Annotated in this window: 25 protein-coding genes; 13 read left to right on the top strand and 12 right to left on the bottom strand. The window is 68.6% G+C overall.

Features of this window, described 5'->3' with window-relative positions; translation table 11 throughout:
• Positions 1 to 675, bottom strand: a 675-nt coding sequence (locus AC1DR7_RS01375) for an energy transducer TonB (RefSeq protein ID WP_478076369.1), incomplete at its 3' end; no start/stop codon positions are given.
• Positions 676 to 862: 187 nt separating this feature from the next.
• Positions 863 to 1,498 (bottom strand): TIGR00645 family protein, encoded by a 636-nt coding sequence (locus tag AC1DR7_RS01370; RefSeq protein WP_457317839.1) that lies wholly within the window; start codon positions 1,496 to 1,498, stop codon positions 863 to 865.
• A gap of 109 nt (positions 1,499 to 1,607) precedes the next feature.
• Between AC1DR7_RS01370 and AC1DR7_RS01365 the strand changes: the two genes are divergently transcribed.
• The 4 genes from AC1DR7_RS01365 to AC1DR7_RS01350 all read left to right on the top strand — a co-directional run bounded on the left by AC1DR7_RS01365 (position 1,608) and on the right by AC1DR7_RS01350 (position 7,185).
• On the top strand, positions 1,608 to 2,297 hold the full coding sequence (locus AC1DR7_RS01365) for a glutathione S-transferase N-terminal domain-containing protein (protein ID WP_457317840.1): 690 nt from the start codon (positions 1,608 to 1,610) through the stop codon (positions 2,295 to 2,297).
• A gap of 204 nt (positions 2,298 to 2,501) precedes the next feature.
• Positions 2,502 to 4,730 (top strand): S9 family peptidase, encoded by a 2,229-nt coding sequence (locus tag AC1DR7_RS01360; protein WP_478051815.1) that lies wholly within the window; start codon positions 2,502 to 2,504, stop codon positions 4,728 to 4,730.
• Between the two features lie 39 nt (positions 4,731 to 4,769).
• Positions 4,770 to 5,279 (top strand): cytochrome c oxidase assembly factor Coa1 family protein, encoded by a 510-nt coding sequence (locus AC1DR7_RS01355; protein ID WP_457321222.1) that lies wholly within the window; start codon positions 4,770 to 4,772, stop codon positions 5,277 to 5,279.
• A gap of 79 nt (positions 5,280 to 5,358) precedes the next feature.
• Positions 5,359 to 7,185: a DUF885 domain-containing protein gene (locus AC1DR7_RS01350; protein WP_457321220.1), complete on the top strand. Its 1,827-nt coding sequence runs from the start codon at positions 5,359 to 5,361 to the stop codon at positions 7,183 to 7,185.
• A gap of 100 nt (positions 7,186 to 7,285) precedes the next feature.
• Here AC1DR7_RS01350 and AC1DR7_RS01345 read toward each other — a convergent pair whose 3' ends face one another.
• Entirely contained in the window at positions 7,286 to 7,744 is a 459-nt protein-coding gene (locus AC1DR7_RS01345) for a hypothetical protein (protein WP_457317999.1), read from the bottom strand.
• A gap of 212 nt (positions 7,745 to 7,956) precedes the next feature.
• Here AC1DR7_RS01345 and AC1DR7_RS01340 point away from each other — a divergent pair, with 212 nt between their 5' ends.
• The 4 genes from AC1DR7_RS01340 to AC1DR7_RS01325 all read left to right on the top strand — a co-directional run bounded on the left by AC1DR7_RS01340 (position 7,957) and on the right by AC1DR7_RS01325 (position 10,596).
• Positions 7,957 to 8,205: a hypothetical protein gene (locus AC1DR7_RS01340; protein WP_256774826.1), complete on the top strand. Its 249-nt coding sequence runs from the start codon at positions 7,957 to 7,959 to the stop codon at positions 8,203 to 8,205.
• Between the two features lie 139 nt (positions 8,206 to 8,344).
• Positions 8,345 to 9,262 (top strand): bestrophin family protein, encoded by a 918-nt coding sequence (locus AC1DR7_RS01335; protein WP_457318000.1) that lies wholly within the window; start codon positions 8,345 to 8,347, stop codon positions 9,260 to 9,262.
• A gap of 40 nt (positions 9,263 to 9,302) precedes the next feature.
• On the top strand, positions 9,303 to 10,292 hold the full coding sequence (hemB, locus tag AC1DR7_RS01330) for a porphobilinogen synthase (protein WP_457318001.1): 990 nt from the start codon (positions 9,303 to 9,305) through the stop codon (positions 10,290 to 10,292).
• A gap of 31 nt (positions 10,293 to 10,323) precedes the next feature.
• Positions 10,324 to 10,596: an SHOCT domain-containing protein gene (locus AC1DR7_RS01325; RefSeq protein WP_256774823.1), complete on the top strand. Its 273-nt coding sequence runs from the start codon at positions 10,324 to 10,326 to the stop codon at positions 10,594 to 10,596.
• Between the two features lie 167 nt (positions 10,597 to 10,763).
• On the opposite strand, the gene AC1DR7_RS01320 is transcribed toward AC1DR7_RS01325, so the two are convergent.
• Positions 10,764 to 11,636, bottom strand: a complete 873-nt coding sequence (locus AC1DR7_RS01320) for a TolB family protein (protein WP_457318002.1) — start codon at positions 11,634 to 11,636, stop codon at positions 10,764 to 10,766.
• A gap of 56 nt (positions 11,637 to 11,692) precedes the next feature.
• Here AC1DR7_RS01320 and aroE point away from each other — a divergent pair, with 56 nt between their 5' ends.
• The 3 genes from aroE (at position 11,693) to dinG (ending at position 15,106) form a co-directional block, all read left to right on the top strand.
• Entirely contained in the window at positions 11,693 to 12,538 is an 846-nt protein-coding gene (gene aroE / locus AC1DR7_RS01315; RefSeq protein WP_457318003.1) for a shikimate dehydrogenase, read from the top strand.
• Positions 12,539 to 12,542: 4 nt separating this feature from the next.
• Complete coding sequence (locus tag AC1DR7_RS01310; RefSeq protein ID WP_478051111.1) at positions 12,543 to 12,896, top strand: hypothetical protein; 354 nt, start codon at positions 12,543 to 12,545, stop codon at positions 12,894 to 12,896.
• 107 nt (positions 12,897 to 13,003) lie between these two features.
• Positions 13,004 to 15,106: an ATP-dependent DNA helicase DinG gene (gene dinG / locus AC1DR7_RS01305; RefSeq protein WP_478051112.1), complete on the top strand. Its 2,103-nt coding sequence runs from the start codon at positions 13,004 to 13,006 to the stop codon at positions 15,104 to 15,106.
• A 113-nt stretch (positions 15,107 to 15,219) separates the two neighbouring features.
• Here the strand turns inward: dinG and ilvD are convergent, their stop codons facing one another.
• Positions 15,220 to 17,058 carry a dihydroxy-acid dehydratase gene (gene ilvD, locus AC1DR7_RS01300; RefSeq protein WP_457318006.1) on the bottom strand — a complete coding sequence of 613 codons (1,839 nt, stop codon included), beginning with the start codon at positions 17,056 to 17,058 and terminating at the stop codon, positions 15,220 to 15,222.
• 225 nt (positions 17,059 to 17,283) lie between these two features.
• Here ilvD and AC1DR7_RS01295 point away from each other — a divergent pair, with 225 nt between their 5' ends.
• Together AC1DR7_RS01295 and AC1DR7_RS01290 are read left to right on the top strand one after the other, a co-directional pair.
• A complete protein-coding gene (locus AC1DR7_RS01295) occupies positions 17,284 to 17,847 on the top strand; it encodes a DUF1190 domain-containing protein (RefSeq protein ID WP_256774818.1) in 564 nt (187 codons plus the stop codon).
• Between the two features lie 3 nt (positions 17,848 to 17,850).
• Positions 17,851 to 19,029, top strand: coding sequence for a glutathionylspermidine synthase family protein (locus tag AC1DR7_RS01290; protein ID WP_457318007.1), 1,179 nt, complete (start codon positions 17,851 to 17,853; stop codon positions 19,027 to 19,029).
• Between the two features lie 33 nt (positions 19,030 to 19,062).
• Here the strand turns inward: AC1DR7_RS01290 and AC1DR7_RS01285 are convergent, their stop codons facing one another.
• From AC1DR7_RS01285 to AC1DR7_RS01255, 7 genes are all read right to left on the bottom strand, one after another.
• Positions 19,063 to 20,361, bottom strand: coding sequence for a DUF58 domain-containing protein (locus tag AC1DR7_RS01285; RefSeq protein ID WP_457318008.1), 1,299 nt, complete (start codon positions 20,359 to 20,361; stop codon positions 19,063 to 19,065).
• 37 nt (positions 20,362 to 20,398) lie between these two features.
• The gene (locus AC1DR7_RS01280) at positions 20,399 to 21,427 is read right to left on the bottom strand and encodes an AAA family ATPase (protein WP_457318009.1); all 1,029 of its coding nucleotides are present in this window, start codon (positions 21,425 to 21,427) and stop codon (positions 20,399 to 20,401) included.
• Complete coding sequence (locus AC1DR7_RS01275; RefSeq protein WP_457318010.1) at positions 21,424 to 22,626, bottom strand: DUF4350 domain-containing protein; 1,203 nt, start codon at positions 22,624 to 22,626, stop codon at positions 21,424 to 21,426. The genes AC1DR7_RS01280 and AC1DR7_RS01275 overlap by 4 nt, the downstream gene beginning before the upstream one ends.
• Positions 22,623 to 24,251, bottom strand: a complete 1,629-nt coding sequence (locus AC1DR7_RS01270; RefSeq protein ID WP_478051113.1) for a DUF4129 domain-containing protein — start codon at positions 24,249 to 24,251, stop codon at positions 22,623 to 22,625. Before AC1DR7_RS01270 ends, AC1DR7_RS01275 begins: the two co-directional genes overlap by 4 nt.
• Positions 24,241 to 25,233 carry a stage II sporulation protein M gene (locus AC1DR7_RS01265; protein WP_478051114.1) on the bottom strand — a complete coding sequence of 331 codons (993 nt, stop codon included), beginning with the start codon at positions 25,231 to 25,233 and terminating at the stop codon, positions 24,241 to 24,243. Before AC1DR7_RS01265 ends, AC1DR7_RS01270 begins: the two co-directional genes overlap by 11 nt.
• Entirely contained in the window at positions 25,230 to 25,919 is a 690-nt protein-coding gene (locus AC1DR7_RS01260) for an RDD family protein (RefSeq protein WP_256774811.1), read from the bottom strand. The genes AC1DR7_RS01265 and AC1DR7_RS01260 overlap by 4 nt, the downstream gene beginning before the upstream one ends.
• A gap of 168 nt (positions 25,920 to 26,087) precedes the next feature.
• On the bottom strand, positions 26,088 to 26,618 hold the full coding sequence (locus AC1DR7_RS01255) for a gamma carbonic anhydrase family protein (protein ID WP_256774810.1): 531 nt from the start codon (positions 26,616 to 26,618) through the stop codon (positions 26,088 to 26,090).
• Positions 26,619 to 26,739: the final 121 nt, after the last annotated feature.

Here is a 26,739-nt window from a genome sequence, read left to right as displayed (position 1 = left end):
GGTCGCGGCCTGGCGCTCGGCCTGGCGCTCGCCGTCGCGGCGGGCGGCATCCTGCTGGGCGGCGATGGTGCGGGCCGCTTCGGCTTCGGTGGCCTGCTGCTGGGCCTGGCGCTGCTGGTCGGCCAGCTGCTTGGTGCGGCTTTCGGCGTCCTTCTTGACCTTGTCGGTCTCTTCCTGGGTGCGCTTGAGCGCGGTCTGCATGCCGCCGCTGATGCCCTGCTTCAGGCGCGGCAGCGCCGGTGCGGTGGCGTCGACCTTTTCGATCAGCGCGACCAGCCGCTGCGATTCGGCGAAGTCCTCGCGGCCCAGGCTCTGCTCGGCCGCGATCAGGGTGTAGGGCAGCAGGTCGGTCAGCGCGCTCTTGACCGAGGCGTCATCGGGGGTCTTGTCGCGCAGCGCCAGGTAGTACTCGATGGCGTTGTCGCCGGCCGGGGCGTACATGCGGTTTTCGCGCAGGGCCTGGCTGGCCAGGTCGCGCAGCTGGTCGGTGCCCATCGACTGCACCTTGGCCGAGACCGCCGGTGCGGCCGGCGCCGCCGGCGTGGCGGTGGTGGCGGTCCCTGCGGCAGGCGCGGCCGGTGCCGGTTCGTCCTTGCCCGAGCAGGCGGCCAGGGCCACCAGCAGGGTCAGCGGCGCAAGCAGGCGCGCCTTGGCGATCGTGTTGACGTGCGACATCCAACTCCCCTTTGAAGACGACGATACGTAAGGCCCGATGCGGTCAGGCTGGCCGAGGCCCATGGACGTTTCCCGACGTCCACGGCAGTACTGCAGGTGTGCAATCTAGCACCCCCTCGCCCGGCCGGGGGCCGGGCGGCGAGGGCAGGCCGGCATCGTGACCGATGCCGGCGCCGCCGGGCAAGCGTCAGTGCGACAGCGTCTTGCTGGGCGTGCCGCTCATCAGCTTGTCGGTGTAGGCGATGCCGATCGCCGACAGGATGAAGGCGGCATGGATGATGGTCTGCCACATCACCCCGGTGGAGGTGAACGCGGTGCACTTGAAGGCCACTGCGGCGCTCGGGCCGGCGGCTGCAACGGCGCTGGCCACCGCCTGGATGTAGACATCGCTGTTGCACGAGGGAAGGCTGTCCAGGCTGCCGGCGGCGATGAAGGTCTTGAGCAGGTGGATCGAGGAGATGCCGATGATTGACAGCGCCAGCTTCACCTTCAGCACGCTGGCATTGACGTGGCTGAGCCATTCCGGCTGGTCGGGATGGTTCTCCAGGCGCAGGCGCGAGACGAAGGTCTCATAGCCGCCCACGATCACCATCACCAGCAGGTTGGAGATCATCACCACGTCGATCAGGCCCAGCACCAGCAGCATGATTTCCTGCTCGCCCATGCTGTTGGCCTTGTGCAGCAGGTGCCACAGTTCCTTGCCGAACAGGAACACATACACGCACTGCGCCAGGATCAGGCCCAGGTACAGCGGCAGCTGCAGCCAGCGCGAGGCGAAGATCAGGGACGACAGGGGGCTGATGGGCTTTTCGGGGGCGCTCATGCTGGAATGCTGCGTTGCGGGGGACGCGGCAGGTTAACGGGTCCGCCGTGACCCCGCCACCCAACCGACGCACTAGACTCCAGACTTACCCATCCGCGAGTGCGCCGCCATGATCGACCTGTACTACTGGCCCACCCCCAACGGCCACAAAGTCACGCTGCTGCTGGAAGAGCTGGGCCTGCCGTACCAGATCAAGCCGGTCAACATCGGCGCCGGCGACCAGTTCAAGCCCGAATTCCTGGCGATCTCGCCCAACAACAAGATGCCGGCCCTGGTCGACCACCAGCCCGCCGACGGTGGCGCCCCACAGAGCGTGTTCGAGTCCGGCGCGATCCTGCTGTACCTGGCCGAGAAGACCGGCCGCTTCGTGCCATCCGATGCACGCGGCCGGGTGGCGGTGCTGGAGTGGCTGTTCTGGCAGATGGCCGGGCTGGGCCCGATGAGCGGGCAGATGGGCCACTTCAACGTGTATGCGCCCGAGCAGATTCCCTATGCCATCGAGCGCTACAACAACGAAGTGCGCCGCCTGCACGGGGTGATGGACAAGCGCCTGGCCGACAGCGCTTTCCTCGGCGGTGCGGAATACAGCATCGCCGACATGGCCAGTTACCCGTGGATCGGGGCATACGAAAAGCTGCCGGTGGATTTCGCCGCCTTCCCGCACCTCAAGCGCTGGCACGAGGCCATCGCCGCGCGCCCGGCCACCCAGCGCGCCTATGCGCTGCGCCAGAAGGTCAACCCGGACGCCGGCAAGCCGCTGAGCGAGGAAGAGCGCAGGCACCTGTTCGGCCAGCGCTGAGCCGGGACTACCCGCCGCCGCCCCGCTCCAGACATCCCCACCGACCCAGAGGGTAGTGCCGGCCGCTGGCCGGTTCCCCAAAACGCCCGCCGCAGCCGCACCCCGCCCAACCGCCGGCACGGGCGCAAGGCTTTTGGTTAGGATGAACTGCTCCCCGTCCGCCCCGCGCGGGCGGGGAACGTCCAGACGCTGCCGGAATCCTTCATGCGCCACCTGTTTGCTTCACTTGCCCTCATGCTCGCTTCGACCACGCTCGCCCACGCCGAAAAGCTGACCCTGGAGGCCATCACCGGCCCCTTGCCGTTGTCCGGCCCGACCCTGATGAAACCCAAGGTCGCCCCGGACGGCTCGCAGGTCAGCTTCCTGCGCGGCAAGGACGCCGACCGCAACCAGCTGGACCTGTGGGCCTACGACATCGCCAGCGGCACGACCCACCTGCTGGTCGACTCCAAGGTAGTGCTGCCGGGCGAAGAAACCCTGAGCGATGCCGAAAAAGCCCGCCGCGAGCGCCAGCGCATCGCCGCGATGACCGGGATCGTCGATTACCAGTGGTCGCCCGACGCACGCACCTTGCTGTTTCCGCTCGGCGGCGAGCTTTACCTGTACGACCTGAGCAAACAGGGCAAGGCGGCGGTACGCCAGCTCACCCACGGCGAAGGGTTCGCCACCGATGCCAAGCTCTCGCCCAAGGGCGGGTTCGTCAGCTTCGTGCGCGCGCGCAACCTGTGGGTGATCGACCTGGCCAGCGGCAAGCAGATCCAGCTCACCGGCGACGGCAGCGACACCATCGGCAACGGCGTGGCCGAATTCGTTGCCGATGAGGAGATGGACCGCCACACCGGTTACTGGTGGGCGCCGGACGACTCGGCGATCGCCTTTGCGCGCATCGATGAAAGCCCGGTGCCGGTGCAGAAGCGCTATGAGATGTATGCCGACCGCACCGAGATGATCGAGCAGCGCTATCCGGCGGCCGGCGACCACAACGTCACCGTCAAGCTCGCGGTGATCGCGCCGAAGGCCGATGCCGCACCGCGCTGGATCGACCTCGGCCGCAACCCGGACATCTACCTGGCACGGGTGGATTGGCGCGATCCGCAGCGCCTGACCTTCCAGCGCCAGTCGCGCGACCAGAAGCGCCTGGAACTGATCCAGGCCGATCTGGCCAGCGGCCAGCAGCACACGCTGGTCACCGAAACCTCCAGGACCTGGGTGCCGCTGCACAACAGCCTGCATTTCCTGAAGCAGGGCGGCTTCGTGTGGTCGTCCGAGCGCAGCGGTTTCGAGCATCTGTACCGCGTCTCCGACGACGGCAAGACCGTCACCGCGCTCACCAGCGGTCACTGGCCCGTCGATGAACTGCTGGCCGTGGACGAAGCCGCCGGCAAGGTGTACTTCCGCGCCGGTGTCGATTCGCCGCGCGAAAGCCAGATCTACGCCGTGCCGCTGCAGGGCGGCACGCTGCAGCGCCTGTCGCAGGCACCGGGCATGCACAGTGCCAGCTTCGCCAAGAATGCCAGCGTCTACGTGGACAGCTGGTCCAACACCTCCACCCCGCCGCAGATCGCCCTGTTCCGCGCCAACGGCGAGAAGATCGCCACCCTGGTCGAAAACAATCTGCGCGATCCGCAGCACCCCTACGCGCGCTACCTGGATGCGCAGCGCCCGGTCGAGTTCGGCACGCTTACCGCTGCCGACGACACGACCGAGCTGCACTACAGCCTGATCAAGCCGGCCGGTTTCGATCCGGCCCGGCGCTATCCGGTGGTGGTGTACGTGTATGGCGGCCCGGCCAGCCAGACCGTCACCGACAGCTGGCCCGGCCGTGGCGACCACCTGTTCAACCAGTACCTGGCCCAGCAGGGTTACGTGGTGTTCTCGCTGGACAACCGCGGCACGCCGCGTCGCGGCCGCGATTTCGGCGGCGCGCTGTATGGCGTGCAGGGCACGGTGGAAGTGGCCGACCAGCTGCGCGGCGTGGCCTGGCTGAAGCAGCAGGCCTGGGTGGACCCGGCGCGCATCGGCGTGCAGGGCTGGTCCAACGGCGGCTACATGACCCTGATGCTGCTGGCCAAGGCGTCGGACACCTACGCCTGCGGCGTGGCTGGCGCGCCGGTCACCGATTGGGGCCTGTATGACAGCCACTACACCGAGCGCTACATGAACCTGCCGGCCAACAATCCGAAGGGCTATGAAGCCGCGCGCGTGCTGGCCCACATCGACGGCCTGCGCTCGCGCCTGCTGCTGATCCACGGCATGGCCGATGACAACGTGCTGTTCACCAATTCGACCTCGTTGATGAGCGCGCTGCAGAAGCGTGGCCAGCCGTTCGAACTGATGACCTACCCGGGCGCCAAGCACGGCCTGTCGGGCAGCAATGCGCTGCACCGCTATCGTCTGGCCGAGGATTTCCTGGGGCGCTGCCTGCCCCGCTGACCCACCGCTTCCGCCACCGGCCCGACAAGGAGTTTGCCGATGACATCGCCCCCCGTATTGACCGGAAAGACCGCATCCACCGGCTGGTGGCGCCGCCACTGGCGCTGGGCAATGCCACTGGCGGTGGTGGTGGGGATCGCCGCGGCGGTCTGGGCGGTGTGGTTCGCGCTGTCGCAGTGGGCGTACTGGAGCAAATCCAGCACGCCCTACCAGGAGGCCATGCGCCGCGCGCGCTGCAACATCGAACTGGTGCAGGCGCTCGGCGAGCCGGTGCAGGACGGCTACCTGCCGGCCGGTTCCATGCACACCACCGGGCAGAGCCAGTTCGTGATCGCGCTGTCCGGCCCGCGCGGCGATGGCCGCCTGTTCCTCAATGCCCGGCGCAGCGGCGGGCAATGGGACTACCCGATGCTGTACGTGGTCACTGAGGGCAAGGAGGCCATCGACCTCACCGCACTGGACGACGAAGAGGCCGCCGACAGCTGCGCCTTGGAAGAATGCCGCGCCAATGGCCAATGCCCGTTGCCGTCCGGGTCGCTGGGGGCCTGATCGGCGCATGACCTCCGGCCGATTGCCGGGCGCGCCGTGAGTGCGTAGGGTCGCAGGCATCCTGCCCTGGAGTTCCCGCATGAAGCCGCTCGTCCTTGCTGTTGCGCTGGCCCTGACCGTCCCCGCCACCCTGTCGGCGCCGCCGGCGTTGGCCAGGCAGGCCGCTGCCCAGCCTGCCACCGCCAAACCCGCCGCCAGCCCGGCGTGGGTCACCCGCAGCAACCAGCTGGCGCAGATCCTGCTGGATGCGCAGGGCCCATTCCAGCCGGAAGAGACCGGTTTCTTCGGCGTGCCCGGCTATGACGACAAGGTGGCCGATTTCGGCCCGGACAACGGCGCCCGCTACCGCGCGGCCATGGCCAAGGCACGCACCGAACTACAGGCCAAGCTGAGCACCGAGCGCGATCCCAACGTGCGCCAGGACCTGGCGATCATGATCGCCGCGGCCAGCCAGAACATCGAAGGCAGCGAGCTCAACGACAAGTACCTGCTGCCGTGGAGCGATACCCCGCAGACCGTGTTCAGCGGCCTCAACCTGCTGCTGTCCGACCAGGTGCCCGCCGAGCGCCGGGCCAAGGCCCTGGACCGCCTGAAGGCGTATGCCGGCCTCGCCCCGGGCACCCAGCCGGTCACCACGCTGTCGCGCCAGCGCTATGAAGAGCGCCTGGGCGACAAGACCCTGCTGCAGCCGACGAAGATCGAAGTCGAGCAGTCGCTGGCCAACGTGGACACCTACATCACCGGCATCGAACAGCTGTTTGGCAAGTACAAGGTGGCCGGCGCCGATGAAGCGCTGAAGACCATTGCCACCCAGCTGCGCGAGTACCGCGACTGGACCCGCAGCGCGGTGCTGCCCAAGGCCCGCACCGACGCGCGCCTGCCCGAGCCGCTGTACGCCTACCAGCTCAAGCGGGTAGGCATCGACATCGCCCCGGCGGTGCTGATGCAGCGTGCGCAGCTGGAATTCATGGAAACCCGCTCGGCGATGCGCCAGCTGGCGCCGCTGGTGGTCCAGGCCAAGGGCCTGAAGGTGGCCGACCCGACCGATCCGGTCGCGGTGGTGCGCGCGCTGAAGGGTGACAAGATCGCCGACGACCAGCTCGAGCACCACTACCGTGGCGTCATCGATGCAATCGACCCGATCATCCGCCGCGAGAAGATCGTCGACGTGCCGCAGCGCCCGATGCAGATGCGGCTGGGCTCGGCGGCCGAGAGCGCGGCCTCGCCGGCCCCGCACTTCCTGCCCGCGCCGCTGGTCGGGAACACCGGGCAGCAGGGCACCTTCGTACTGCCGCTGGGCAACCCCGCCGCCGGCGACAAGGCCGCGCAGTACGACGATTTCAACTTCGGTTCGGCCGCATGGACCCTGAGCGCGCACGAAGGTCGGCCGGGCCACGAGCTGCAGTTCACCGCGATGGTCGAGCGCGGCATCTCGCTGGCGCGCACCATGTTCGCCTTCAACTCGGTCAACGTAGAAGGCTGGGCGCTGTATGCCGAAGCGGAGATGGTGCCGTACGAACCGCTGGACGGGCAGCTGATCGCACTGCAGTTCCGCCTGCTGCGCGCCGCCCGCGCGATGCTCGACCCGATGCTCAACCTGGGCCTGATCGACCGCGCCAACGCCGAGCGCGTGCTGATCGACGACGTCGGCCTGTCCAAGGCGATGGCCACCCAGGAACTGGACCGTTACATGGTGCGCATGCCCGGCCAGGCCGGCAGCTACTTCTACGGGTACACGCGCATCCTGGAACTGCGCATGCAGACCGAGCTGGCGTTGGGCAAGCGCTTCGACCGCCTGGCGTTCAACAACTTCCTGCTCGACCAGGGCCTGCTGCCGCCGGACCAGCTGGCCCAGGCGGTGAACGAGGTCTTCGTGCCGAAGTACAAGGCCGCAGCCAAGCGCTGAGCCGGTCTGCCGCCGGCAACCTCATGAGCCCATCAGGATGTGCGAGGTTGCCGGCCAGCGGCCGGCACTACCCTAATGGATCCCGCGGCGGGTTTTGCCGTTATCGCTGCGGCGTAATCGTCTGCGTCGGCAGGCGTGCCGGTGGCGCCGGGTTGGGTACCCAGATCGCCACGCCGGCCGCCCGCTTCTGGGTGGTCGGGATGCCGATGCCTACACCGCCGCCCACGTGCGAGCCGAAGCTGCCGGCACCCACCGACATGCCCACCGGCGAGCCGCTGGACCCTACGCCCATCAGGATCACACCATTGGCGCCGAGTGCGGCCGCTTCGCGCTTGAGCCGCATCACCGCCGCGTCGGTCTGGCCCTGCGTGCCGAATCCCACCGCGCTGGCCGATTCCAGCTGCGCGATCTCGACCGAGCCGGCCGGCGGGGTCGAATAGATCTGGACGCTGGCCGGATCCACCGGCGCGCGCGCCTGGCCCAGCATCACCTTGGACGTACTGGCGCAGCCGGCCAGGGCCAGCAGCATGCCAAGTACGGCAATCGATCGGATGTTCATGCATCACCCCTGTTCGGTAGGGACCATCGGCCCGTGGCGCGATCATCGGTGGCGGCCACTGAATCGGTGCCAACGTCGTGATCTTCACGCTAGCACTGTCGAGGTGAGCGGCGTGCCGCGGTCCACGCGACCGGCCGCAGGCGCCGATGAACGCGTCAGCTACGCCCCGGTTTTAGGCTATGGTGACGCCAATATCACCGAAGGAGCCTGGCATGGGGTTGATCAGTCTGTTGTGGGGCATCCTGGCACTGCTGTGGATGATCCTGGCCCTGATCCCGCTGCTGGGCTGGGGCAACTGGTTCCTGATCCCGTTCGCGGCAGTCGGCGCGGTCATCGCCGCGCTGGGCATCCTGTTCACCCACCCCACCAAGCGCGGCCGGGCCTGGGCCGGGCTGGTGCTCAACGGCATCGTGGTGGTGGTGGGGATCGTGCGCCTGGGCCTGGGCGGCGGCATCGTCTGAGCCCGATCGCCGGTGACACGACCGGCTGCGACCATCGGTCGCAGCGACCGGGCAGCGCCGCGCATCGGCGTACAATTTACCGCTGCCGCTGCGGGCCTGCCGCCGGCCCACGCCCGCCCGGGCGCCACTCCCGCTCTCGATGATCATTCGTCCTCGTCCCCACGGCTGGCAACTGCTGTACATCCTGCGCGGCTCCATCGTTCCGGCGGTGGCCCCCAAGGTGCTGGCGATCCTGCTGCTGTCGATCGCCGTGGCCGCCTTCGCCGAGGTCTGGCACCCGTCGGGCATCGAGCGCGTCTCGGTGGCCCCGTTCACCCTGCTGGGCCTGGTGCTGTCGATCTTCCTGAGCTTCCGCAACAACGCCTGCTTCGAACGCTGGTGGGAAGGCCGCAAGCTGTGGGGCCAGCTGGTCTACGAATCGCGCAGCCTGGCGCGGCTGTGCACGGCGCTGCTGTCAGATGATTCGCCGCGCCGCGCGCGCATCTGTCGGCTCGGGATCGGTTTCGCCCATGCGCTGGCAGCCAAGCTGCGCGGTCGCGATGCCGGGCTGGCCGCGCTGCCCTGGGTGAGCGATGCAGACCACGCGCGCCTGGGCGAACGCCTCAACGTGCCGGACCAGTTGCTGGCGATGATCGCCGCCGACCTGGCCGAGCCGCTGCGCGGCGGCCGCCTCGATCCCATTCTCTACAGCCAGTTCGAGACGCGCCTGCATGCGATGTCCAGCATCCAGGCCGGCTGCGAGCGCATCCTCTCCACGCCGTTGCCGTTCGCCTACACCCTGCTGCTGCACCGCTGCGCGTGGATGTTCTGCGTGCTGTTGCCGTTCGGCCTGGCCAGCTCGCTGGGCTGGGCTACCCCGGTGGTGTCGGCGGTGTTGGCCTACGCCTTCTTCGGCCTGGACCAGCTGGGCGAAGAGATGGAAGAGCCGTTCGGGCTGGAGCCCAACGACCTGCCGCTGGATGCGCTGGTGCGCACCATCGAAATCGACCTGCTCGACAGCCTCGGCGTGGCGCCCCTGCCTGCGCCGCTGCAACCGCATCGTTACCTGCTGCAGTAAACCTGCCGCGTCCTACCGCATTCCGTTACGGAGCAACCCCATGGCCCATCCCGACTACCGCCCCCGCCGCATGCGTCACGACGAGTTCTCGCGCCGCCTGATGCGCGAAAACACGCTCACCACCGACGACCTGATCTACCCGGTGTTCGTGCACGATCTGGCCGGCCGCGCGCCGGTGGCCTCGATGCCCGGCGTGGAGCGGCTGTCCATCGACGAACTGCTCAAGGTGGCCGAGGAAGCGCTGGAACTGGGCATTCCGGTGATCGACCTGTTCCCGGTGATCGACCCGGCCGGCAAGTCGCTCGATGCGGCCGCGGCATGGGACGACAACGGCCTGGCGCAGCGGGCGATCCGTGCGCTGAAGTCGCGCTTCCCCGAGCTGGGCGTGATGACCGACGTGGCGCTGGACCCCTACACCACCCACGGCCAGGACGGCATCATCGACGACAAGGGCTACGTGCTCAACGACATCACCGTCGAGGCGTTGGTGAAGCAGTCGCTGTCGCATGCCGAGGCCGGCGTGGACATCATTTCGCCGTCGGACATGATGGACGGGCGCATCGGGGCGATCCGCCGCGCGCTGGATGCCGCCGGCCACGTCAACGTGCGCATCATGGCCTACTCGGCCAAGTACGCTTCGGCGTTCTACGGCCCGTTCCGCGATGCCGTGGGCAGCTCGGCCAGCCTCGGCAAGGCCGACAAGAAAACCTACCAGATGGACCCGGCCAACGGCGATGAGGCCATGCGCGAGATCGCGCTGGACCTGGAAGAAGGCGCGGACATGGTGATGGTCAAGCCGGGTATGCCCTACCTGGACCTGGTTCGCCGGGTGAAGCAGCAGTTCGGCGTGCCGACCTTCGCCTACCAGGTGAGCGGCGAGTACGCGATGATGAAGGCCGCCTTCGCCAATGGCTGGCTGGACGAACGCGCCTGCGTGCTGGAGTCGCTGATGGGCTTCAAGCGCGCTGGCGCCGATGGCGTACTGACCTATTTCGCGCCGCAGGTGGCGCGTTGGCTGCGGCAGCGCTGACAATACGCGCCCACACGCATACAGGACGACAATGATGCAGACGATGGGATGGGTGCAGTGGCTCACCTGGGGCACCGGGGTCACCGTCTTCGCCGTGGTGATCGGCCTGATCATCCGTGGGGTGCTGCGTGCCGCCAAGCGGCCGCCGGAGCAGCCCTCGGCCGCCGCCCGCGTGGCCCGTGAGAGCCAGTTGGCACCGGCACTGCAGGCGCAGTTGGCCGAATTGAACCAGCGCAAGGACAACGGCGAGATCAGCGAAGCGCAGTACGAACAACAGCGCGCGGCGTTGTTGGCATCGCGCTGAGCGCACCCGCGCGTTCGGTGCGGCCGGGAAAAGCAGCCACGCATGGCGTGGCTCTACCGGGTTCCTGCGGCTGATGCAGGCGGGCCAGGCCACGTTTCCGCAGGGCAACCGCGACCCGGGGGTAGAGCCACGCCATGCGTGGCTGCCTCCCCGGCGCCGATGAACCCTCAGCGGCAGGCCGTCCCCGGCGCCGCCGGCGTCTTCATCCGATAAAGATCCAGCCCGCCGGCACGCGGTGCGCGTGCCGCGCCAGCCACCGTCATTTCCGACGGCTTGGAGGCGTCCACCACCGGCGACCCGGTCTGGCCGTTGGCCGTGTTGAACGACAGCGTCAGCGGCGTGGCCGGCTGGCGGTAGTCACAGCCCACCAGCCACACCTGCGATCCGCTGGCGGTGGCCCGGGTGATCGCCAGCGCGCCGTCGTTGCCCAGCCAGTCGCCGCCCAGCTCGTCGGCCGCGCTGTTGAGCGGCGCCGGCAGCGGCTGGGCCGTATTGAAGCCCCGGCCCTGCGCGGTCGCCACGTACAGGTCGAAGCCACCCTGGGTGTGCGTGCCATTGCGGGCGAACAGCAACGCCTGTCCGTCCGGACGTACGGCCGGACGGCGCTCGTCGTCGGCGGTGTTGACCATCAGCGGCATCGACATGATCGGTCCGAAACCGCCATCGGCGTGGATCATCACGGCATACAGGTCGAAACCGCCGCGCCCGCCGTCACGGTTGGAGGCGAAGTACAGCCAGGCGCCGTCATGGCTGAAGAACGGGTCGAGCTCATCGCGGCCGGTGTTGAGCGCCAGCGGCGTCGGGTCCTGCCAGCGGCCGTCGCGCAACACCGCCTGCCACAGGTCCCAGCCACCGGCGCCGCCGGGGCGGTCGCTGGCCCAGACGATCCGCTGGCCGTCCGGCGAGATCGTGGCCTGGGCCTCGTTGGCCTTGGTCGAGACCACGCCCATGCCCTCGATGCCGAATTCGGAAAGTGCCATCGCCTGCGGCGCGGAGAGTAAACTGGCGCACAGCGCGAGCAGTGACAATGGAGTGCGCATAGCCGCGTCCGTTGGGGGTTTGCGTTCCATTCTAGGCCCGGAGCAGACACACACCCATGACCGCCGACCATTACGCCGTATTCGGCCAGCCCATCGCGCACTCGCAGTCGCCGCGGATCCACGCCGCGTTCGGCCACCAGGAAGGCATCGCGCTGGACTACCGTGCCATCGAGGCCAGCCCGGAGGATTTCGCTGCCGCACTGGAGGCGTTCGCCGCCGAAGGCGGGGTAGGCGCCAACGTCACCGCGCCGCACAAAGAAGCCGCCTTCGCGCTGTGCTCCACCCTGACCTCGCGTGCGCGCCGGGCCGGTGCGGTCAACACGCTGCTGCGCAAGGGCGACCGCTGGCACGGCGACACCACCGATGGCATCGGCCTGGTGCGCGACCTCACCGACCGCCATGGGCTGGACCTGCGTGGCCGCCGCACCCTGCTGATCGGTGCTGGCGGGTCGGCCCGCAGCGTCGCCCCGGCGCTGCTGGATGCCGGGATCCTGGAACTGGTGGTGGTCAACCGCACGCCCGAACGCGCCGATGCGCTGATCGACGCCATGGGCGAGCCGGGCCGGGCGATCACCCGTTACTGGGAAGACATCCGCGAGCTGGGCGACTTCGAACTGATCATCAACGCCACCTCGGCCGGGCGCGACCGCGACGCCGAGTTCAAGCTGCCGCTGGGGCTGGTCAACAGCATGACCACGGCGGTGGACCTCAACTACGGCGAGGCCGCCATCGCCTTCATTGCGTGGGCGCGTTCGGCCGGCTGCCGCAACGTGGTGGACGGGCTGGGCATGCTGGTCGAACAGGCCGCCGAGAGCTTCCTGCAGTGGCATGCGGTGCGTCCGCAGACCGATGCGGTGTATGCCGAACTGCGCGGCGAGAATGCGCTGGCCGGCGAGGACTGAGCGCATGAACCTTGAGATGATGATGTCCGTGCTGGGCATGGTCGCCACGCGCCTGCCGATCCTGATCGCCCTGGCGGTGTCGGTGGTCTGGGTGGTCGACACCCCCCGCACGGCGGTACGCAGCGTGGCGCTGTGGGCGCTGGCGCTGCTGGCGGTGATCGCCGTGGCCGGGCTGGTGCTCAACGTGGTGCCGATGTGGCTGGTGCAGCAGGGCAACTACGATTCGGTGCGCAACCTGTCGCTGTGGCTGGGCGGGGCGCACTTCGTGCTGGGCCTGTTCGACGCGCTGGCCATCGTGTTGCTGGTATGGGCGATGACCCGCGCGCTGCGCACGCGAAACCAGACCCCCGCCGGCTGAACATCGGACCTGCATCCCGGATCTGAACCGGCGCGGAAATCCGCGCCGGTCACTGCCCTCCGCTCGTGAGAAAATACCTGCCGTGATCCAGGCAGGTAGCTCCCGGCGTGACCGAAAAAGTTGAAGCCCCGCGTGCGCTTAACGATGAGATGAAGGCCGCCATCCGCGATGCCTACGCCAAGCTGCAGGCCAATACCCCCGGCTTCAGTACCCGGCGTTCGCAGAGCCAGATGATCGGCGTGGTCTCGCGTGCGCTGTCGCACAGCGGCGGCGTGGGCGTGGTCGAGGCGCCCACCGGCGTCGGCAAGTCGCTGGGCTACCTGACCGCTGGCGTCCCCATCGCCCTGGCCACCAAGAAGAAGCTGGTGATCAGCACCGGTACCGTGGCGCTGCAGTCGCAGCTGGTCGAGCGCGACATCCCCAACTTCCTCAAGGCCACCGGCATCGAGGCGACCGTGGCGCTGGCCAAGGGGCGCACCCGCTACCTGTGCACGCGCAACGCCGCCGAAGCGCATGGCGAGGGGGCGCAGGAAGGCATGTTCGAGGATGAGCAGCCGCTGTTCGACCGGCCGCTGGCCCCGATCGAAATGGACCTGGCGCAGAAGCTGAGCAAGGAATTTCTCGAAGGCCGCTGGAACGGCGACCTCGACAACGCCCCGGAGACCATCAGCAACACGCTGCGCTCGCGCATCACTACGCCGGCCTCCGGGTGCGCGGGGCGCAAGTGCGCCTACTCGGCGCAGTGCGCGGTGCTGCGATCGCGCAACACCGTGCGCGATGCGCAGATCGTGGTCACCAACCACGCGCTGCTGCTGTCGGCGCTGTCCATCGGTGAGAGCGACAACGGCCAGCCGCTGATCGCCGCTCCCTCGGACATGCTGCTGGTGCTCGACGAAGGCCATCACATCGGCAGCGTGGCCATCGACCAGGGCGCGGCCAGCCTGGCCCTGGATGAGATGGCCAAGCGCACCGGTCGCCTGCAGGTGCTGATCGCCGCGTCCTACCGTGCCGTGGACAAGGACAAGCTGGGCAACCTGCTGCCCAACGAAGCCATCGAGGCCGCTGCCAAGGTCAGCAAGCAGCTCAAGGCGTTCCGCGATGTGATCGACCGCAGCTGGCGCCCGGACCCGTCCGCGCAGGAGCCGATGTGGCGCGCCCCGAACGGGCGCCTGCCGGAGATCTGGATGGCCGATATCGAGGCCATCGCCGACGACACCCGCAGCCTGTTCAACTGGGCCCATGCCGCGCTGGCGCAGGTGGCCAAGGGCAAGCCCGAGGACGCCGCGCGCGAGCGCCTGCAGCGCAACCTCGGCATGGCGCTGGAAATGATCGAGCAGCAGCACAACCTGTGGACCGCCTGGCGCCGTGAAGACAAGGACGGCCAGCCGCCGATGGCGCGCTGGGTGACGATGTCGCGCGAGGGGGATTTCATCCTCCACGGCTCGCCGATCTCGGCCGCGCACGTGCTGCGCAAGCTGCTGTGGGACGAAGTGGATTCGGTGGTGATGACCTCGGCCACGCTCACCGGCGGCGGCGATTTCCAGTCGCTGGCCATTGACAACGGCATTCCCGAAGATGCCGAGCTGGTCTCGCTGTCCTCGCCGTTCGACCTGCCCAACCAGGCCCAGTTGATCGTGCCGGCGTTCCCGGTCACCCCGGACGACAAGGAAGGGCACCCCAAGGAAGTGGCCAAGTACCTGGTGCGGGAGCTGGACTGGGGCAAGGGCAGCATCGTGCTGTTCACCTCGCGCTGGAAGATGGAAAAAGTGGCCGAGCTGATGCCGGCCGCGCAGCGCAAACGGGTGCTCGTGCAGGGTGAGAGCGCCAAGCAGAAGATGATCGACGAGCACCTGCGGCGCACCGCGGCCGGGGAGGGCTCGGTGTTGTTCGGGCTGAACTCGTTTGGCGAAGGCCTGGACCTGCCGGGCGAGGCCTGCACCACGGTGGTGATCACCCAGGTGCCCTTCGCGGTGCCGACCGATCCGCAGACCTCCACCTTGAGCGAGTGGTTCGAAAGCCGTGGGTTGAATGCGTTCAACCTGATCGCGATCCCGCACGCGCTGCGCACGCTGACCCAGTTCTCCGGCCGTCTGATCCGTACGTCGACCGACACCGGCCGGGTGATCATCCTCGACTCGCGCCTGCTCACCCGCCGTTACGGCAAGCGCATCATCGATTCACTACCGCCGTTCAAGCGGGTGATCGGCTGACGCGGCATAGCAGCGCCACGCACGCCCGGTAGAGCCACGCCATGCGTGGCTGCATTTCGCAGATGGATGGGGTTGGCCGGGCATCCAGCCACGCGTGGCGTGGCGCTACCGCGTCAGCCTTCCAGCTTGGACAGGTCGCGTACCGCGCCCTTGTCGGCACTGGTGGCCAGCAGCGCGTAGGCCTTCAACGCACCGGTGACCTTGCGCGGGCGTGCCTCGCGCGGCTTCCAGCCCAGTGCATCCTGCTCGGCGCGGCGCGCGGCCAGCGTGGCGTCATCGACCAGCAGATCGATGCGCCGCGCCGGGATATCGATGCGGATACGGTCGCCTTCGCGGACCAGACCGATCACACCGCCGGACGCGGCTTCCGGGGACGCATGGCCGATCGACAGGCCCGAGGTGCCGCCGGAAAAACGGCCGTCGGTGAGCAGCGCGCATTGCTTGCCCAGGCCCTTGGATTTCAGGTAGCTGGTGGGGTACAGCATTTCCTGCATGCCCGGGCCACCGCGCGGGCCTTCGTAGCGGATCACCACCACGTCGCCGGCCACCACGGTGTCGGCGAGGATGCCGGCCACGGCCGCGTCCTGGCTCTCGAACACGCGCGCATTGCCCTCGAACACATGGATGGATTCATCCACGCCGGCCGTTTTCACCACGCAGCCATCCGGCGCCAGGTTGCCGCGCAGCACCGCCAGCCCGCCTTCGGCCGAGTAGGCATGGGCAACCGCGCGGATGCAGCCTTCTTCACGATCCACGTCCAGCGTCGGCCAGCGTGTGGCCTGGCTGAAAGCGATCTGGGTGGGGATGCCGGCCGGGCCGGCACGGAAGAAGTCGCGCACTTTTTCATCCTCGCTCACCGCGACATCCCAGCGCGCAATCGCCTCGGCCAGCGTGCGGCTGTGCACGGTCGGCACGTCGGTATGCAGCAGGCCGCCACGCGCCAGTTCACCGAGGATGCCGTACACGCCACCGGCGCGGTGCACGTCTTCCATGTGGTACTTCGGGGTGTTCGGCGCGACCTTGCACAACTGCGGCACGCGTCGCGACAGCGCGTCGATGGCCTGCAGGTCGAAATCCACCTCGGCTTCCTGCGCGGCAGCCAGCAGGTGCAGGATGGTGTTGGTCGAACCGCCCATGGCGATGTCCAGGGTCATCGCGTTCTCGAACGCGGCCATGCTGGCGATGGTGCGCGGCAGGGCGTTGGTGTCTTCACCGCCGTACCAGCGATGGCACAGCTCCACGACCAGGCGCCCGGCGCGGCGGAACAGCTGCTCGCGGTCGGCATGGGTGGCCAGGGTCGAGCCGTTGCCGGGCAGCGACAGGCCGAGCGCTTCGGTCAGGCAGTTCATCGAGTTGGCGGTGAACATGCCCGAGCAGGAGCCGCAGGTGGGGCAGGCGCTGCGCTCGTATTCGGCCACCTTCTCATCGCTGGCGCTTTCATCGGCGGCGATCACCATCGCATCCACCAGGTCCAGCTTGTGCTCGGACAGCCGCGTCTTGCCCGCTTCCATCGGCCCGCCGGAGACGAACACCACCGGGATGTTCAGGCGCAACGCGGCCATCAACATGCCCGGGGTGATCTTGTCGCAGTTGGAGATGCACACCAGCGCATCGGCGCAGTGCGCGTTGACCATGTACTCCACCGAGTCGGCGATGATCTCGCGGCTGGGCAGCGAATACAGCATGCCGTCATGGCCCATGGCGATGCCGTCATCCACCGCGATGGTGTTGAACTCTTTTGCGACGCCGCCGACCTGCTCGATCTCGCGGGCCACCAGCTGGCCCAGGTCCTTGAGGTGCACGTGGCCGGGCACGAACTGGGTGAACGAGTTGGCGATGGCGATGATCGGCTTGTGGAAATCGCCATCGGTCATGCCGGTGGCGCGCCACAGGGCGCGGGCGCCGGCCATGTTGCGGCCGGCGGTGGACGTACGGGAGCGGTATTCAGGCATGGTGGCTGGCAGGATCGGGCGGGCCGTGGGGGCGCGTTTCGCCTCGATTCTGCCGAAAAATTCCGGTTGCGTTTGCAACCACCTTCGCCGCTGCCGCAGCGACGGCGCCCAAGACGGTCCAGGCGAATGCTGAAACGTCGTTCATCTTCCGCGCTTTGCCGGTTTTGGTTGTTCGCGACGATGAGGCATGATTGAGGGGATAACCGCATTAGGGGGCATGACGCCATGAAACGTTCCAGGACCACCGCGCTGCTGTTGATGAGCGCCGCGCCGCTGCTGTTCACCGCCTGCCAGAAGGACGACGCCGTCAAGGTGCAGGAAGGGTTGTACACCTCGGTGCAGGCCTGTACCGAGGCCACCGGCGATCCGTCCAGCTGCCGCACCGCCTTTGCCAACGCGCAGAAGCAGTCGGCCGATGCCGCCCCCAAGTACGCCTCGCGCGAAGCCTGCCAGGCCGATTACAGCGCCGAGCAGTGCGTGGAACAGAAGACCTCCACCGGCCATTCGTTCATCGGTCCGATGATGATGGGCTTTTTCATGTCGCAGATGCTCGGCAACCGTGGCGCCGGCCTGGCGCAGGCGCCGGCCGCCAGCCCGGCCTATCAGGACAAGGCCAACGGCTGGGCGCGCCCGGCCCCGGGTGGCAGCGGCGGCTTGAACACCGCCAGTGGCATCGGCGCGGGCAAGGCTGGCCTGGCCCCGGTCAACGCCACCCCCAACCGTGCCGTCACGGCCAGCCGCGGTGGCTTCGGCAGCACCAGCAGCGGCCGCAGCAGCGTCGGCGGCTGACCGATGCAGCGCGTGCGTATCGCCGAGCGCAGCCAATGGCGCGCTCGGGCGGAAGAGTCCGGCTTCCGCTTCCACACCATCGACGGCCTGCCGTACTGGGACGAGAGCGCGTATTACGCCTTCACCCTGCGCCAGATCGAGCAGGACATCGAAGACCCCAGCGCCGAGCTGCATGCAATGGCGATGGGGCTGGTGGACGAAGTGGTCGGCAGCGAGCAGTTGATGGACCAGCTGGCGATCCCGCCGCAGTTCCGCGACTGGATCGCCGACAGCTGGCGGCGCCGCGAACCGCATCTGTATGGCCGGCTGGATTTCGCCTACGACGGCAACGGCCCGGCCAAGCTCTACGAGCTCAATTACGACACCCCGACCTCGCTGTTCGAAGCCTCCTTCTTCCAGTGGCAATGGCTGGAAGACCAACGCAACCAGAACCGCTTGCCGCCCCACGCCGACCAGTTCAACGCGATCCATGAAGCGCTGGTCGAGCGTTTTGCGCAGCTCTCCGCGCAGTTGCCACCACCGCTGTATTTCAGTGCGGTGGGCAGCTCGGAGGAAGACCAGGGCACGGTCGCCTACCTGCGCGACTGCGCCGCCCAGGCCGGGCTGCGCGGCGAGGCGATTGCCATCGAAGATATCGGTCTGTCCGAAGACGGCCGCTTCACTGCGTTGGACGACACGGTGATCGGCAGCCTGTTCAAGCTGTACCCGCTGGAAGACCTGATGACCGAGACGTTCGGTCAGGCCTTGCCGGCCTCGGGCGTGCAGCTGCTGGAACCGGCGTGGAAGGCGATCCTGAGCAACAAGGGCGTGCTGCCGCTGCTGTGGCAGCGTCACCGCGGCCACCCGAACCTGCTCGCCGCCGAGTTCGACGATGGCAGCGAGCTGCCGCGTGGCTGGGTGCGCAAGCCGCTGTTCTCGCGCGAAGGCGCCAATGTTGCCATGCACCTGGCCGACGGCAGCTGGCAGGAAAGCGAAGGTCCCTACACCGGTCCGGCGATCCGTCAGGCCGCGCATCCGCTCACCCGTTTCGACGGCGGCTACCCGCTGGTCGGCAGCTGGGTGGTGGGCGACCAGGCCTGTGGCATGGGCATCCGCGAAGACAGCAGCCGCATCACCCGCGACAGCGCCCGCTTCGTGCCGCACGCGATCATCGACGAAGCACCGATGCGCATTTACGTCTGACCCATCCAGGCGGTCCACGACCACGGGCGTGGCCTACAACAACCCGTCACGCTTCACCGCCAGATACCGCTCCACCAGCGCGCCCGGCAGCGCATCGGCGGTGACGTCCAGCACCATCACCCCATGGCTGCGCAGCGCCTCGTGCGCGTCGCTGCGTTGCTGCAGGTAGCGCGCGATGGCGCCGGCCTGGGTGGCGTCCTGCAGCGTCTCCACGTCCTGGGTGAGCGCCTCATCCAGCTCGCGCTCGCGCAGGCTGGCCACGCACACCAGGTGCTGGCGCTGCAGCAGGCGCACCGCGGCGAGCAGGTCTTCAATGTCTTCATCGCGCACGTTGGTGACCAGCATCACCAGCGAGCGGCGCCGCTGCCGCAGCGACAGCTCGGTGGCCGCAGCGAGGTAGTCGGTGGCCACCGGGGTGGCCTGCAGGTCGTAGCTGGCGCGCAGCAACCGGTCGATGGCGCCCATGCCGCGCTGCGGTGCCACCCAGCGCGTATCGCCGCCGCTGGCGAACAGGCCCACGCCATCCCCCTGGCGCAGCGCCAGGTAGGCCACCACCAGCGCCGCATTGAGCACATGGTCGAAGTGCGACAGCCCGCCTTCACTGGCCATCATCCGGCGACCGGTGTCGATCATCAGCATCAACTGCTGGTTCTTTTCGTCCTGGTATTCGCGCGAGATCAGCTTGCGCGCGCGCGAGGTCGCCTTCCAGTCGATCTGGCGCAGGCTGTCGCCGATGCGGTACTCGCGCATCTGGTGGAAATCGGTGCCTTCGCCACGCCGCCGCTTCAGGTGCGCGCCGACCAGCCGCGAGGCCTGTTCGGCACTGAACAGGGCAAAGCGGGTGAGCGGTGCGAAGTTGGGATACACCCGCACCGTCAGTGCCGGTGGCAACGTGCGGCGCTGCCGCCACAGCCGCCACGGTGCATGCACGCGCAGGTGCACGCCCTCGAACACGAAGCGCCCGCGCGCGGTCGGGGTGAGGCTGTACTGAAAACTGCTGGCGACCAGCGGCTTGAGCGTCAACGCGCGCGGCAGGCCCTGCAGCGTCCACTGCCCGGGCACCAGGTCGAACACGTCCACGCGCTGGCGCAGGCTGGACTCCAGCCGCAGGGTCACCGGCCGCGCCACGTTCAGGGCCAGGGCCTCGGGCAGTTCGCGCTGCAGGCTGGGCGAGGGCTGTCGACGCAGCCGCAGCAGGTCGACGAGCGCCACCAGCGCGATCGCCGCGCCCATGGCACCCCAGCTCCAGCGTGGCCACAGCCCGAAGGCCACCGGCAGGCCAAGCAGGCTCCATGCCAGCACCAGGGCGAGCAGCAGCGGGGCTGGCCTCATCGGCCGCCCCACGCGCGATCAGCGTTACGCCCAGGGCTCATTTGCGCGGCGCTTCCACCTTGGCCAGCAGCGCGTCCAGTGCGTCGTCGGCGCTCTGTCCTTCGATCTGCAGTTCCGGGGCCAGTGCGATGCGATGACGCAAGGCCGGCTTGGCGATGTCGCGGACATCGTCGGGGGTGACGAAGTCGCGCCCGGCCAGTACCGCCTGTGCGCGCGCGGCACGCACCAGCGCGATGCTGCCACGCGGACCGGCGCCGAGCGCGATGCCCGGCCAGTGGCGCGTGGCGGCGACGATCCGCACCGCGTAGTCGATTACTTCCGGGTCGACGGTGATCGCCGCGGTGGCCTGCTGCAGTGCCACCACCTCGGCGGCGGTCAGCACGCGCGGCACCTGGGACAGATCGAAGTCGGCCGCACTGCGCCCGGTGGTGATCGCATCGACCATGCGCTTCTCGTCTTCCACCGACGGATAGTCGATCAGCACCTTGAGCAGGAAGCGGTCCAGCTGCGCTTCGGGCAGCGGGTAGGTGCCTTCCTGTTCGACCGGGTTCTGGGTGGCCAGCGCCAGGAACGGCGGAGTCAGCGCGAACGCCTTGCCTTCGATGGTGACCTGGCCTTCCTGCATCACTTCCAGCAGCGCCGACTGGGTCTTGGCCGGTGCACGGTTGATCTCGTCGGCCAGCAGCAGGTTGGTGAACACCGGGCCGCGACGGATCTTGAAGCTCTCCGACTTGGGGTCGTATACCGCATGCCCGCTGACATCGCTGGGCATCAGGTCGGGGGTGAACTGCACGCGGCCGTAGTCCAGCTCCAGCGCCTGGGCCAGGGCACGCACCAGCAGGGTCTTGCCCAGCCCGGGCACGCCTTCGATCAGCACGTGGCCACCGGCCAGCAGCGCGATCAGGATCTGGTCCAGCACCTCGGGCTGGCCGATGAAGGCACGTCCGACCGCTTCGCGCACGGCATCGACGCGTTCGACCACGCTGGGACCGGACAGGCCGGCCGGGGCCGGCGCGGGTTCGGCAGGAGACAGCGGTGGCAGCAGCGGTGGGGTCGGCTCGGTCATAGCAGGTTTCTCATCTGGATCAGCAGGCGGATGCGCTCGCGCAGACCGGGCAGGTCCTGCGAGGCCGGAGCGTTCAACGCAGTCTGGACGCGGGCATGCGGCCAGTGCAGCAGGGTGGCGATGGCGTGCACCTGCGCCTCGCCGTTCAACGCGGCGGCGGTGGGTGCGCGCCGACGCAGGCGGCCAAGGAACGAACGCCGCACCGCGTCGTACAACAGCGGGGCCTTGCCGTAACGCAGCAGGTGTTCGCCGCTGGCGCGCACGTGTTCCAGCAGCGAGCGGCGCTCGATCGCCGGCGACGGCAACAGGCTGCCCATGCGCTGCGCGCGCTGCCACAGCCAGCCAAGCAGGGCCAGCAGCAGCGGCACCCATACCGGCCAGCCCTGGTAGAAGAGACGGTTCCACAGCGACGGCGGTCGCGCGCCGTACACCAGCCACACGCGGCCTTCGCCGTAGCGAGGCGCCAGCAGGTAGCGGGTCAGGTCGCGGTGCGCCTTGTCGTGCAGGCCGTCGACGTACTCACCCTGCTTTGCATCGGGCTTGTCGAGCATGGCTGGGCGGCCCATGCCCTTCATGAAGTCCAGGTCGGCCAGCACGTCCACGCTGCCCTGGCCGTGGCGCAGGCGCGCGAACACCCACCCATACGCGTCACTGTCTGCATCGTCTTCGCCCCAGCCGCGTTCCAGGCGCATGCCTGCCGGCGGCGTCACGCCGAAGCGTCGCCCATGGCAGAATTCCACATGGTGTTCGTCATCGCGCACATGGAAGGGCTGGCAGCCGCTGCCGTAGTCGATGGCGTCCACGCCCAGGGCGTCCAGCAATGGCCCGTTGCCGTCGATATCGGCCGGCGTGCTGGGCGGTGTGCGCACGATCAGATGGCCGCCCTGCGCCACCCACGTCAGCAGCGCGCGCGCGGTGGGCGGCGGCAGGGTGGTCGTGTCCTGCAGCAGCACCAGGGTGTCGTGCGGCTTGAGCGACAGGGTTTTCAGGTCCACGCGCGGGTGCGAATGGACCTCGATGCCGTCGGCGCGCAGCGCCTGGCCCAGCACATACAGTGGGTTGTAGCGGGCTTCACCCTGCGGCGGCAGCTGCTCGGTTTCGGTCACCCGGTGGTGGGTACGCAGGAACAGGATGGTAAGCGGCACGCCAAGCACGAGCACGCCCAGCATCACCAGCAGCCAGCGCAGGCGCGTACTCATGCGCGCCACCGGAACTGCTGCTGCAACGTACTGGCGAGCGTGGCGAACGCCTCGTCATCGGGCAGGCGGCCGGCGTAGGCGGCGTACTGCCAGACCCGCACGATGCGCTCGAACAGGGCGCGGTCGGCCGCCTCGGGCATGCGCCGCGACACGCGCAGGCACTGCGCCTCGGTGGCACCGGGCGGCAGCGCGGTCTGCGCGCGTTCGCTCATCGATTCCACGCTGGCCCGGTACAGCAGCGCCAGCGCTTGGCGCGGACGTCCCTGCTGCCATAGCGCACGCGCACGCGCGGCGGCATCCGGAGGGACTTCATCGGGCACGGTGATGTCATCTTCGACGACCGTCGATACCGTGTCGCGCGAGGCCTTGCCGGTGCCGCGCAGCCAGCGCAGCCAACGCGGCGCGGTGGCGACCAGGATCAGGAGCAGCACACCGACCATGCCCCACAGCAACCACTCGGCGATCTGCGCCGGCAGCAGCGGTCCCTTGCGAGCCGTGTCGCGCTTGGCGGCGCTGTCGTCGTCCTTTTTCTTTTCCTTCTTCGCCGGATCCTGTTGGGTACGCTCCCAATGGGTCACCTGGCGGGTCGGGCTCTGCAGCGGATCTTCATAGGCACGTTGCACGGCCTGGCGGAAGCCGGCCGTGTCGACGTCGCCGTTGCCGAAGATCGCCGCCGGTGTATTGCCGGGGTCGTTGGCGTAGGTGAGCGGGGTGTCGTCGACGTCTTCTTCTGCTTCTGCCTCTGCCTCTGCGTCCTCCTCCTCGCCGCCCTGCGCGGTCGCAGACGCGGGGGTGTCGCGCTGCTGGGCCTGCACCCCGCCGGTCGGCCAGACCAGCACCAGGGCCAGCATCAGCAGCGGTGCGGCCTGCTGCAGGCGGTCGCGCAGGCGGCGGAAGGCGATCTCCACGTCCCAGGCTTCCATCTCGGTGCGCCGGTTGAGGTACAGGCCGAAGCCGGCGCCCACGTAGAACGGCCCGATCAGACTGATGGCCAGCCAGGACAGCAGGTTGAAGCCGAACCTGGCCCAGGCCGGTGTGTCCTCGCTGACCATCGCCCACGCCGCACGCCAGGAATCGGACAGCAGCTCGAACGGGACGAACATGAACACCGCCGCGATCCCGCCCACCACCAGCGCGACCTCGAAGGCCATGCACGTCACCGTCAGCAGGATCGCATGGCCGACCGCCGCACCGGCCACGGCGCGACGGCGTGCGCCGCGATGTTCAACCGCGTTGCCTTCCAGCAGGTTGACCGGCATCAGCAGTGAACGCAGTGGACTGAAGCGGCGCCAGCCCAGGTAGCCCCAGAAGCCGCTCCAGCCCCACGCGCGTTGCGCGCGCAGCGTCTGCAAGGCGCTCGGCGCATCGCCGAAGATACCGCGCGAGATCACATACAGCGCCAGCCGGTCGAACACCGGCGTGAGCCACCACATCAGCAGCCACGCCCAGCCGAACGTATCGGTCCACCATGCCAGTGCGTTGACCAGCGCAAACAGCGGCAGGCCCAGCAGCAGCCACGGCAGCCAGATCGCCCGCGCATGCCGGCGCACCAGCGCGGTGCCCAGTTCCACCGCTTCCCAGCCGCTGCGTGCACGCAGCACCACGTTGAGCTGGTCAATGCGCATGCGCGCTCCCGCGTCCACCGCGCCACAACCAGGCAAACACCGCGCTCCACAGCACCGCGGCGACGGCGTACTTGCCCCAGGCAGGCACCGCGGCGATCGAGGACCAGAACGCTTCGATGAAGGCGGCCACCAGCAGCATCGCGGCCACGCCCAGGCACAGCCGCGCGCCGATCACCCCGCCTTCGACCAGCGCATCGATGCGCCGCCGCCGGCCGGGCGCAAGCAGTTTCATGCCCAGCTGCAGGCCCGCACCGCCGGCGATGACGATCGCAGTCAGCTCGAACGCGCCGTGCCCGACCACGAAGCGCCAGAACGGATCGCCGTGGCCGATGTGCTGCAGGTGGCCGGCCACCGCGCCGATGGTGAGCCCATTGAACACCAGCACCAGCACCGTGCCGACCCCGGCCAGCAGGCCGCTGGCGAAGGTGCGCAGACCGATGCTGATGTTGTTCATGATGTAGTGGCCGAACATCATCCAGTCGGTGCCGCTGTCGCGCCCAAGGTGCGCGGAGGCCGGATCGTACATGCGCTCCATCGCCGCGATCTCGGCGTTGCCCATCAGCAGATGGATGAATGCCGGATACCACTGCACCAGCGCGAACGTGCCCACCAGCGGCAGCACGAACAGCGCGGTGGCCACCCACATGCTGCGCGCCTGGCTGCGCACCAGCTGCGGGAAATCGGCGAACAGGAATTCCAGCGCACGCCGCCAGCGCGGTGGTGGAGTGCGGTAGAGCAGGCCGTGGCCCTGCTGCATCAGCCCCTGCAGGCGCGCCACCAGCTGCGGGCTGTAACCGCGCTTGCGCGCCAATGCCAGCTGCTGGCACAGGCGTCGATATCGCTGCGGAATGTCTTCGTCGTTGAGTGCATCATCGGCCACCTGGCCGCGCGCGCCGCGTGCGTTGTCGCCCCGCAGCGCCATCCAGCGTTCCAGCGCCTGCCACTCACCCTGGTAGCGGGTGACGAACTGTTCCTGCCTCATCGGCGCCCCAGCAGCCAATTGGCCATGGCGTACAGACGCAGCACCCCGACCTGCCCGCCACCGCCACTGAGCGGTGCGACGATCGCCGCCAGTTCCTGCTGGCGCGGCGAGGACAAGCGCGATGCGCGCTCGGCGAAGGCGACCACCGCGGCCTGTTCGGCCGGCTGCAGCGGTTGGGGCGGGGCCAGCACGGTGTCGATGGCCACGCTGCCCAGCACCGGGCGGGCGCGGTCGTGCACCACCACGGTGCCGGCGACCAGGTCGCCGAGGCGGCGGCCATGCGCGTCGAACAGGCTCGACAGCAATCCCACCGCATAGCCGAACGGCAGCATGTCCACGGTGCGCAGCAGGTTGCGGGTGATCGCGGCCATCCAGCCGATCGGCGCACCGTCGCGTGCCACTACGCGCAGACCGAGCGCACGCTTGCCCAGCGTGCGGCCCCACACCGCTTCCTGCACGATGGTGTAGGCCCACATCAGCAGGAACATCAGCGCCAGGTACAGGCCCTTGCCGAAATCGCCGAGGAAGGCCAGTGGAATGCTGAGCAGCAGCAGCGCGCCGAAACGGACCGCGAAATCGATCGCCCAGGCCAACGCACGCGGCACCGGGCCGGCGGCGGGCAGGTGCAGCGGCACGCCTTCGGGCGTGATCACTTCACGGTAGGTATCCAGCATCGTCGCGCTCATGAGCGCGCACGGTGGGAAAGATGGACCCGGAATCCTCTCCGGTCTGCTGCCTGGGTGGGCATGCGGTTCTCGACTGCTTCCTGGTCGGCTGTGGACTTTACCGTGCAGGCGTGCCGATGCCCAGCATCGGCGCGGCCGCAGGGGCGGATGCGACCGGGGCGGCCGCGATCATCCCAGGTACTTGTCCTTGAGCCGCACGTAGTGGTCGGCCGAGTAGTGCAGCGATTCGATCTGCTTGTCGGTGAGGGTGCGCACCAGGCGTGCCGGGTTGCCCACCCACAGTTCGCCCTCGCCGACCACCTTGCCCGGACCGACCACCGCGCCGGCGCCGACGAAGCCATGCCGCTCCACCCGCGCACCGTCGAGGATGCAGGCGCCCATCCCGATCAGGCTGTAATCGCCGATGGTGCAGGCATGGATGATCGTGCCGTGGCCAACCGTGACCCCCTCGCCGATCAACGTGGGGAAGCCTTCCAGGTTGTAAGGGCTGTGGTGGCTGACATGGATGATGGTGCCGTCCTGGATGTTGCTGCGCGCACCGATCCGCACATGGTTGACGTCGCCGCGGATCACCGTCCCCGGCCACACCGACACGTCATCGCCCAGCACCACGTCACCGATGATGGTGCAGGCCGGATCGATGTAGCAGCGCTCGCCGATGACCGGCAGCGTGTCGAGGAAGGGGCGGATGGGGGACATGCGGTAACTCCGGCAAGGCAGGGGCGGACGGCCGCCTGCGCCACCGTCCCGATGCCATGATGATAACGCGGGCCTGCGCGGCGCCACGCCCGCGCTGCCAAGCGCGTAGAGCCGACCGTTG

This window comes from Stenotrophomonas sp. P5_A9, from assembly GCF_056400525.1.
The sequence above is the reverse complement of the archived record's forward strand: the minus strand, read 5'-3'. Positions and strand labels throughout refer to the sequence as shown.

Coding starts and splice junctions, on each gene's coding strand:
- AC1DR7_RS01275 (WP_457318010.1), bottom strand. CDS start 22,626: ATGAGTACGCGCCTGCGCTGGCTGCTGGTGATGCTGGGCGTGCTCGTG.
- AC1DR7_RS01285 (WP_457318008.1), bottom strand. CDS start 20,361: ATGAGGCCAGCCCCGCTGCTGCTCGCCCTGGTGCTGGCATGGAGCCTG.
- AC1DR7_RS01340 (WP_256774826.1), top strand. CDS start 7,957: ATGGGGTTGATCAGTCTGTTGTGGGGCATCCTGGCACTGCTGTGGATG.
- AC1DR7_RS01370 (WP_457317839.1), bottom strand. CDS start 1,498: ATGAGCGCCCCCGAAAAGCCCATCAGCCCCCTGTCGTCCCTGATCTTC.
- AC1DR7_RS01335 (WP_457318000.1), top strand. CDS start 8,345: ATGATCATTCGTCCTCGTCCCCACGGCTGGCAACTGCTGTACATCCTG.
- AC1DR7_RS01260 (WP_256774811.1), bottom strand. CDS start 25,919: ATGAGCGCGACGATGCTGGATACCTACCGTGAAGTGATCACGCCCGAA.
- AC1DR7_RS01325 (WP_256774823.1), top strand. CDS start 10,324: ATGATGCAGACGATGGGATGGGTGCAGTGGCTCACCTGGGGCACCGGG.
- hemB (WP_457318001.1), top strand. CDS start 9,303: ATGGCCCATCCCGACTACCGCCCCCGCCGCATGCGTCACGACGAGTTC.
- AC1DR7_RS01365 (WP_457317840.1), top strand. CDS start 1,608: ATGATCGACCTGTACTACTGGCCCACCCCCAACGGCCACAAAGTCACG.
- AC1DR7_RS01270 (WP_478051113.1), bottom strand. CDS start 24,251: ATGCGCATTGACCAGCTCAACGTGGTGCTGCGTGCACGCAGCGGCTGG.
- AC1DR7_RS01255 (WP_256774810.1), bottom strand. CDS start 26,618: ATGTCCCCCATCCGCCCCTTCCTCGACACGCTGCCGGTCATCGGCGAG.
- aroE (WP_457318003.1), top strand. CDS start 11,693: ATGACCGCCGACCATTACGCCGTATTCGGCCAGCCCATCGCGCACTCG.
- AC1DR7_RS01350 (WP_457321220.1), top strand. CDS start 5,359: ATGAAGCCGCTCGTCCTTGCTGTTGCGCTGGCCCTGACCGTCCCCGCC.
- ilvD (WP_457318006.1), bottom strand. CDS start 17,058: ATGCCTGAATACCGCTCCCGTACGTCCACCGCCGGCCGCAACATGGCC.
- AC1DR7_RS01355 (WP_457321222.1), top strand. CDS start 4,770: ATGACATCGCCCCCCGTATTGACCGGAAAGACCGCATCCACCGGCTGG.
- AC1DR7_RS01290 (WP_457318007.1), top strand. CDS start 17,851: ATGCAGCGCGTGCGTATCGCCGAGCGCAGCCAATGGCGCGCTCGGGCG.
- AC1DR7_RS01310 (WP_478051111.1), top strand. CDS start 12,543: ATGAACCTTGAGATGATGATGTCCGTGCTGGGCATGGTCGCCACGCGC.
- AC1DR7_RS01280 (WP_457318009.1), bottom strand. CDS start 21,427: ATGACCGAGCCGACCCCACCGCTGCTGCCACCGCTGTCTCCTGCCGAA.
- AC1DR7_RS01320 (WP_457318002.1), bottom strand. CDS start 11,636: ATGCGCACTCCATTGTCACTGCTCGCGCTGTGCGCCAGTTTACTCTCC.
- AC1DR7_RS01360 (WP_478051815.1), top strand. CDS start 2,502: ATGCGCCACCTGTTTGCTTCACTTGCCCTCATGCTCGCTTCGACCACG.
- AC1DR7_RS01345 (WP_457317999.1), bottom strand. CDS start 7,744: ATGAACATCCGATCGATTGCCGTACTTGGCATGCTGCTGGCCCTGGCC.
- AC1DR7_RS01265 (WP_478051114.1), bottom strand. CDS start 25,233: ATGAGGCAGGAACAGTTCGTCACCCGCTACCAGGGTGAGTGGCAGGCG.
- AC1DR7_RS01295 (WP_256774818.1), top strand. CDS start 17,284: ATGAAACGTTCCAGGACCACCGCGCTGCTGTTGATGAGCGCCGCGCCG.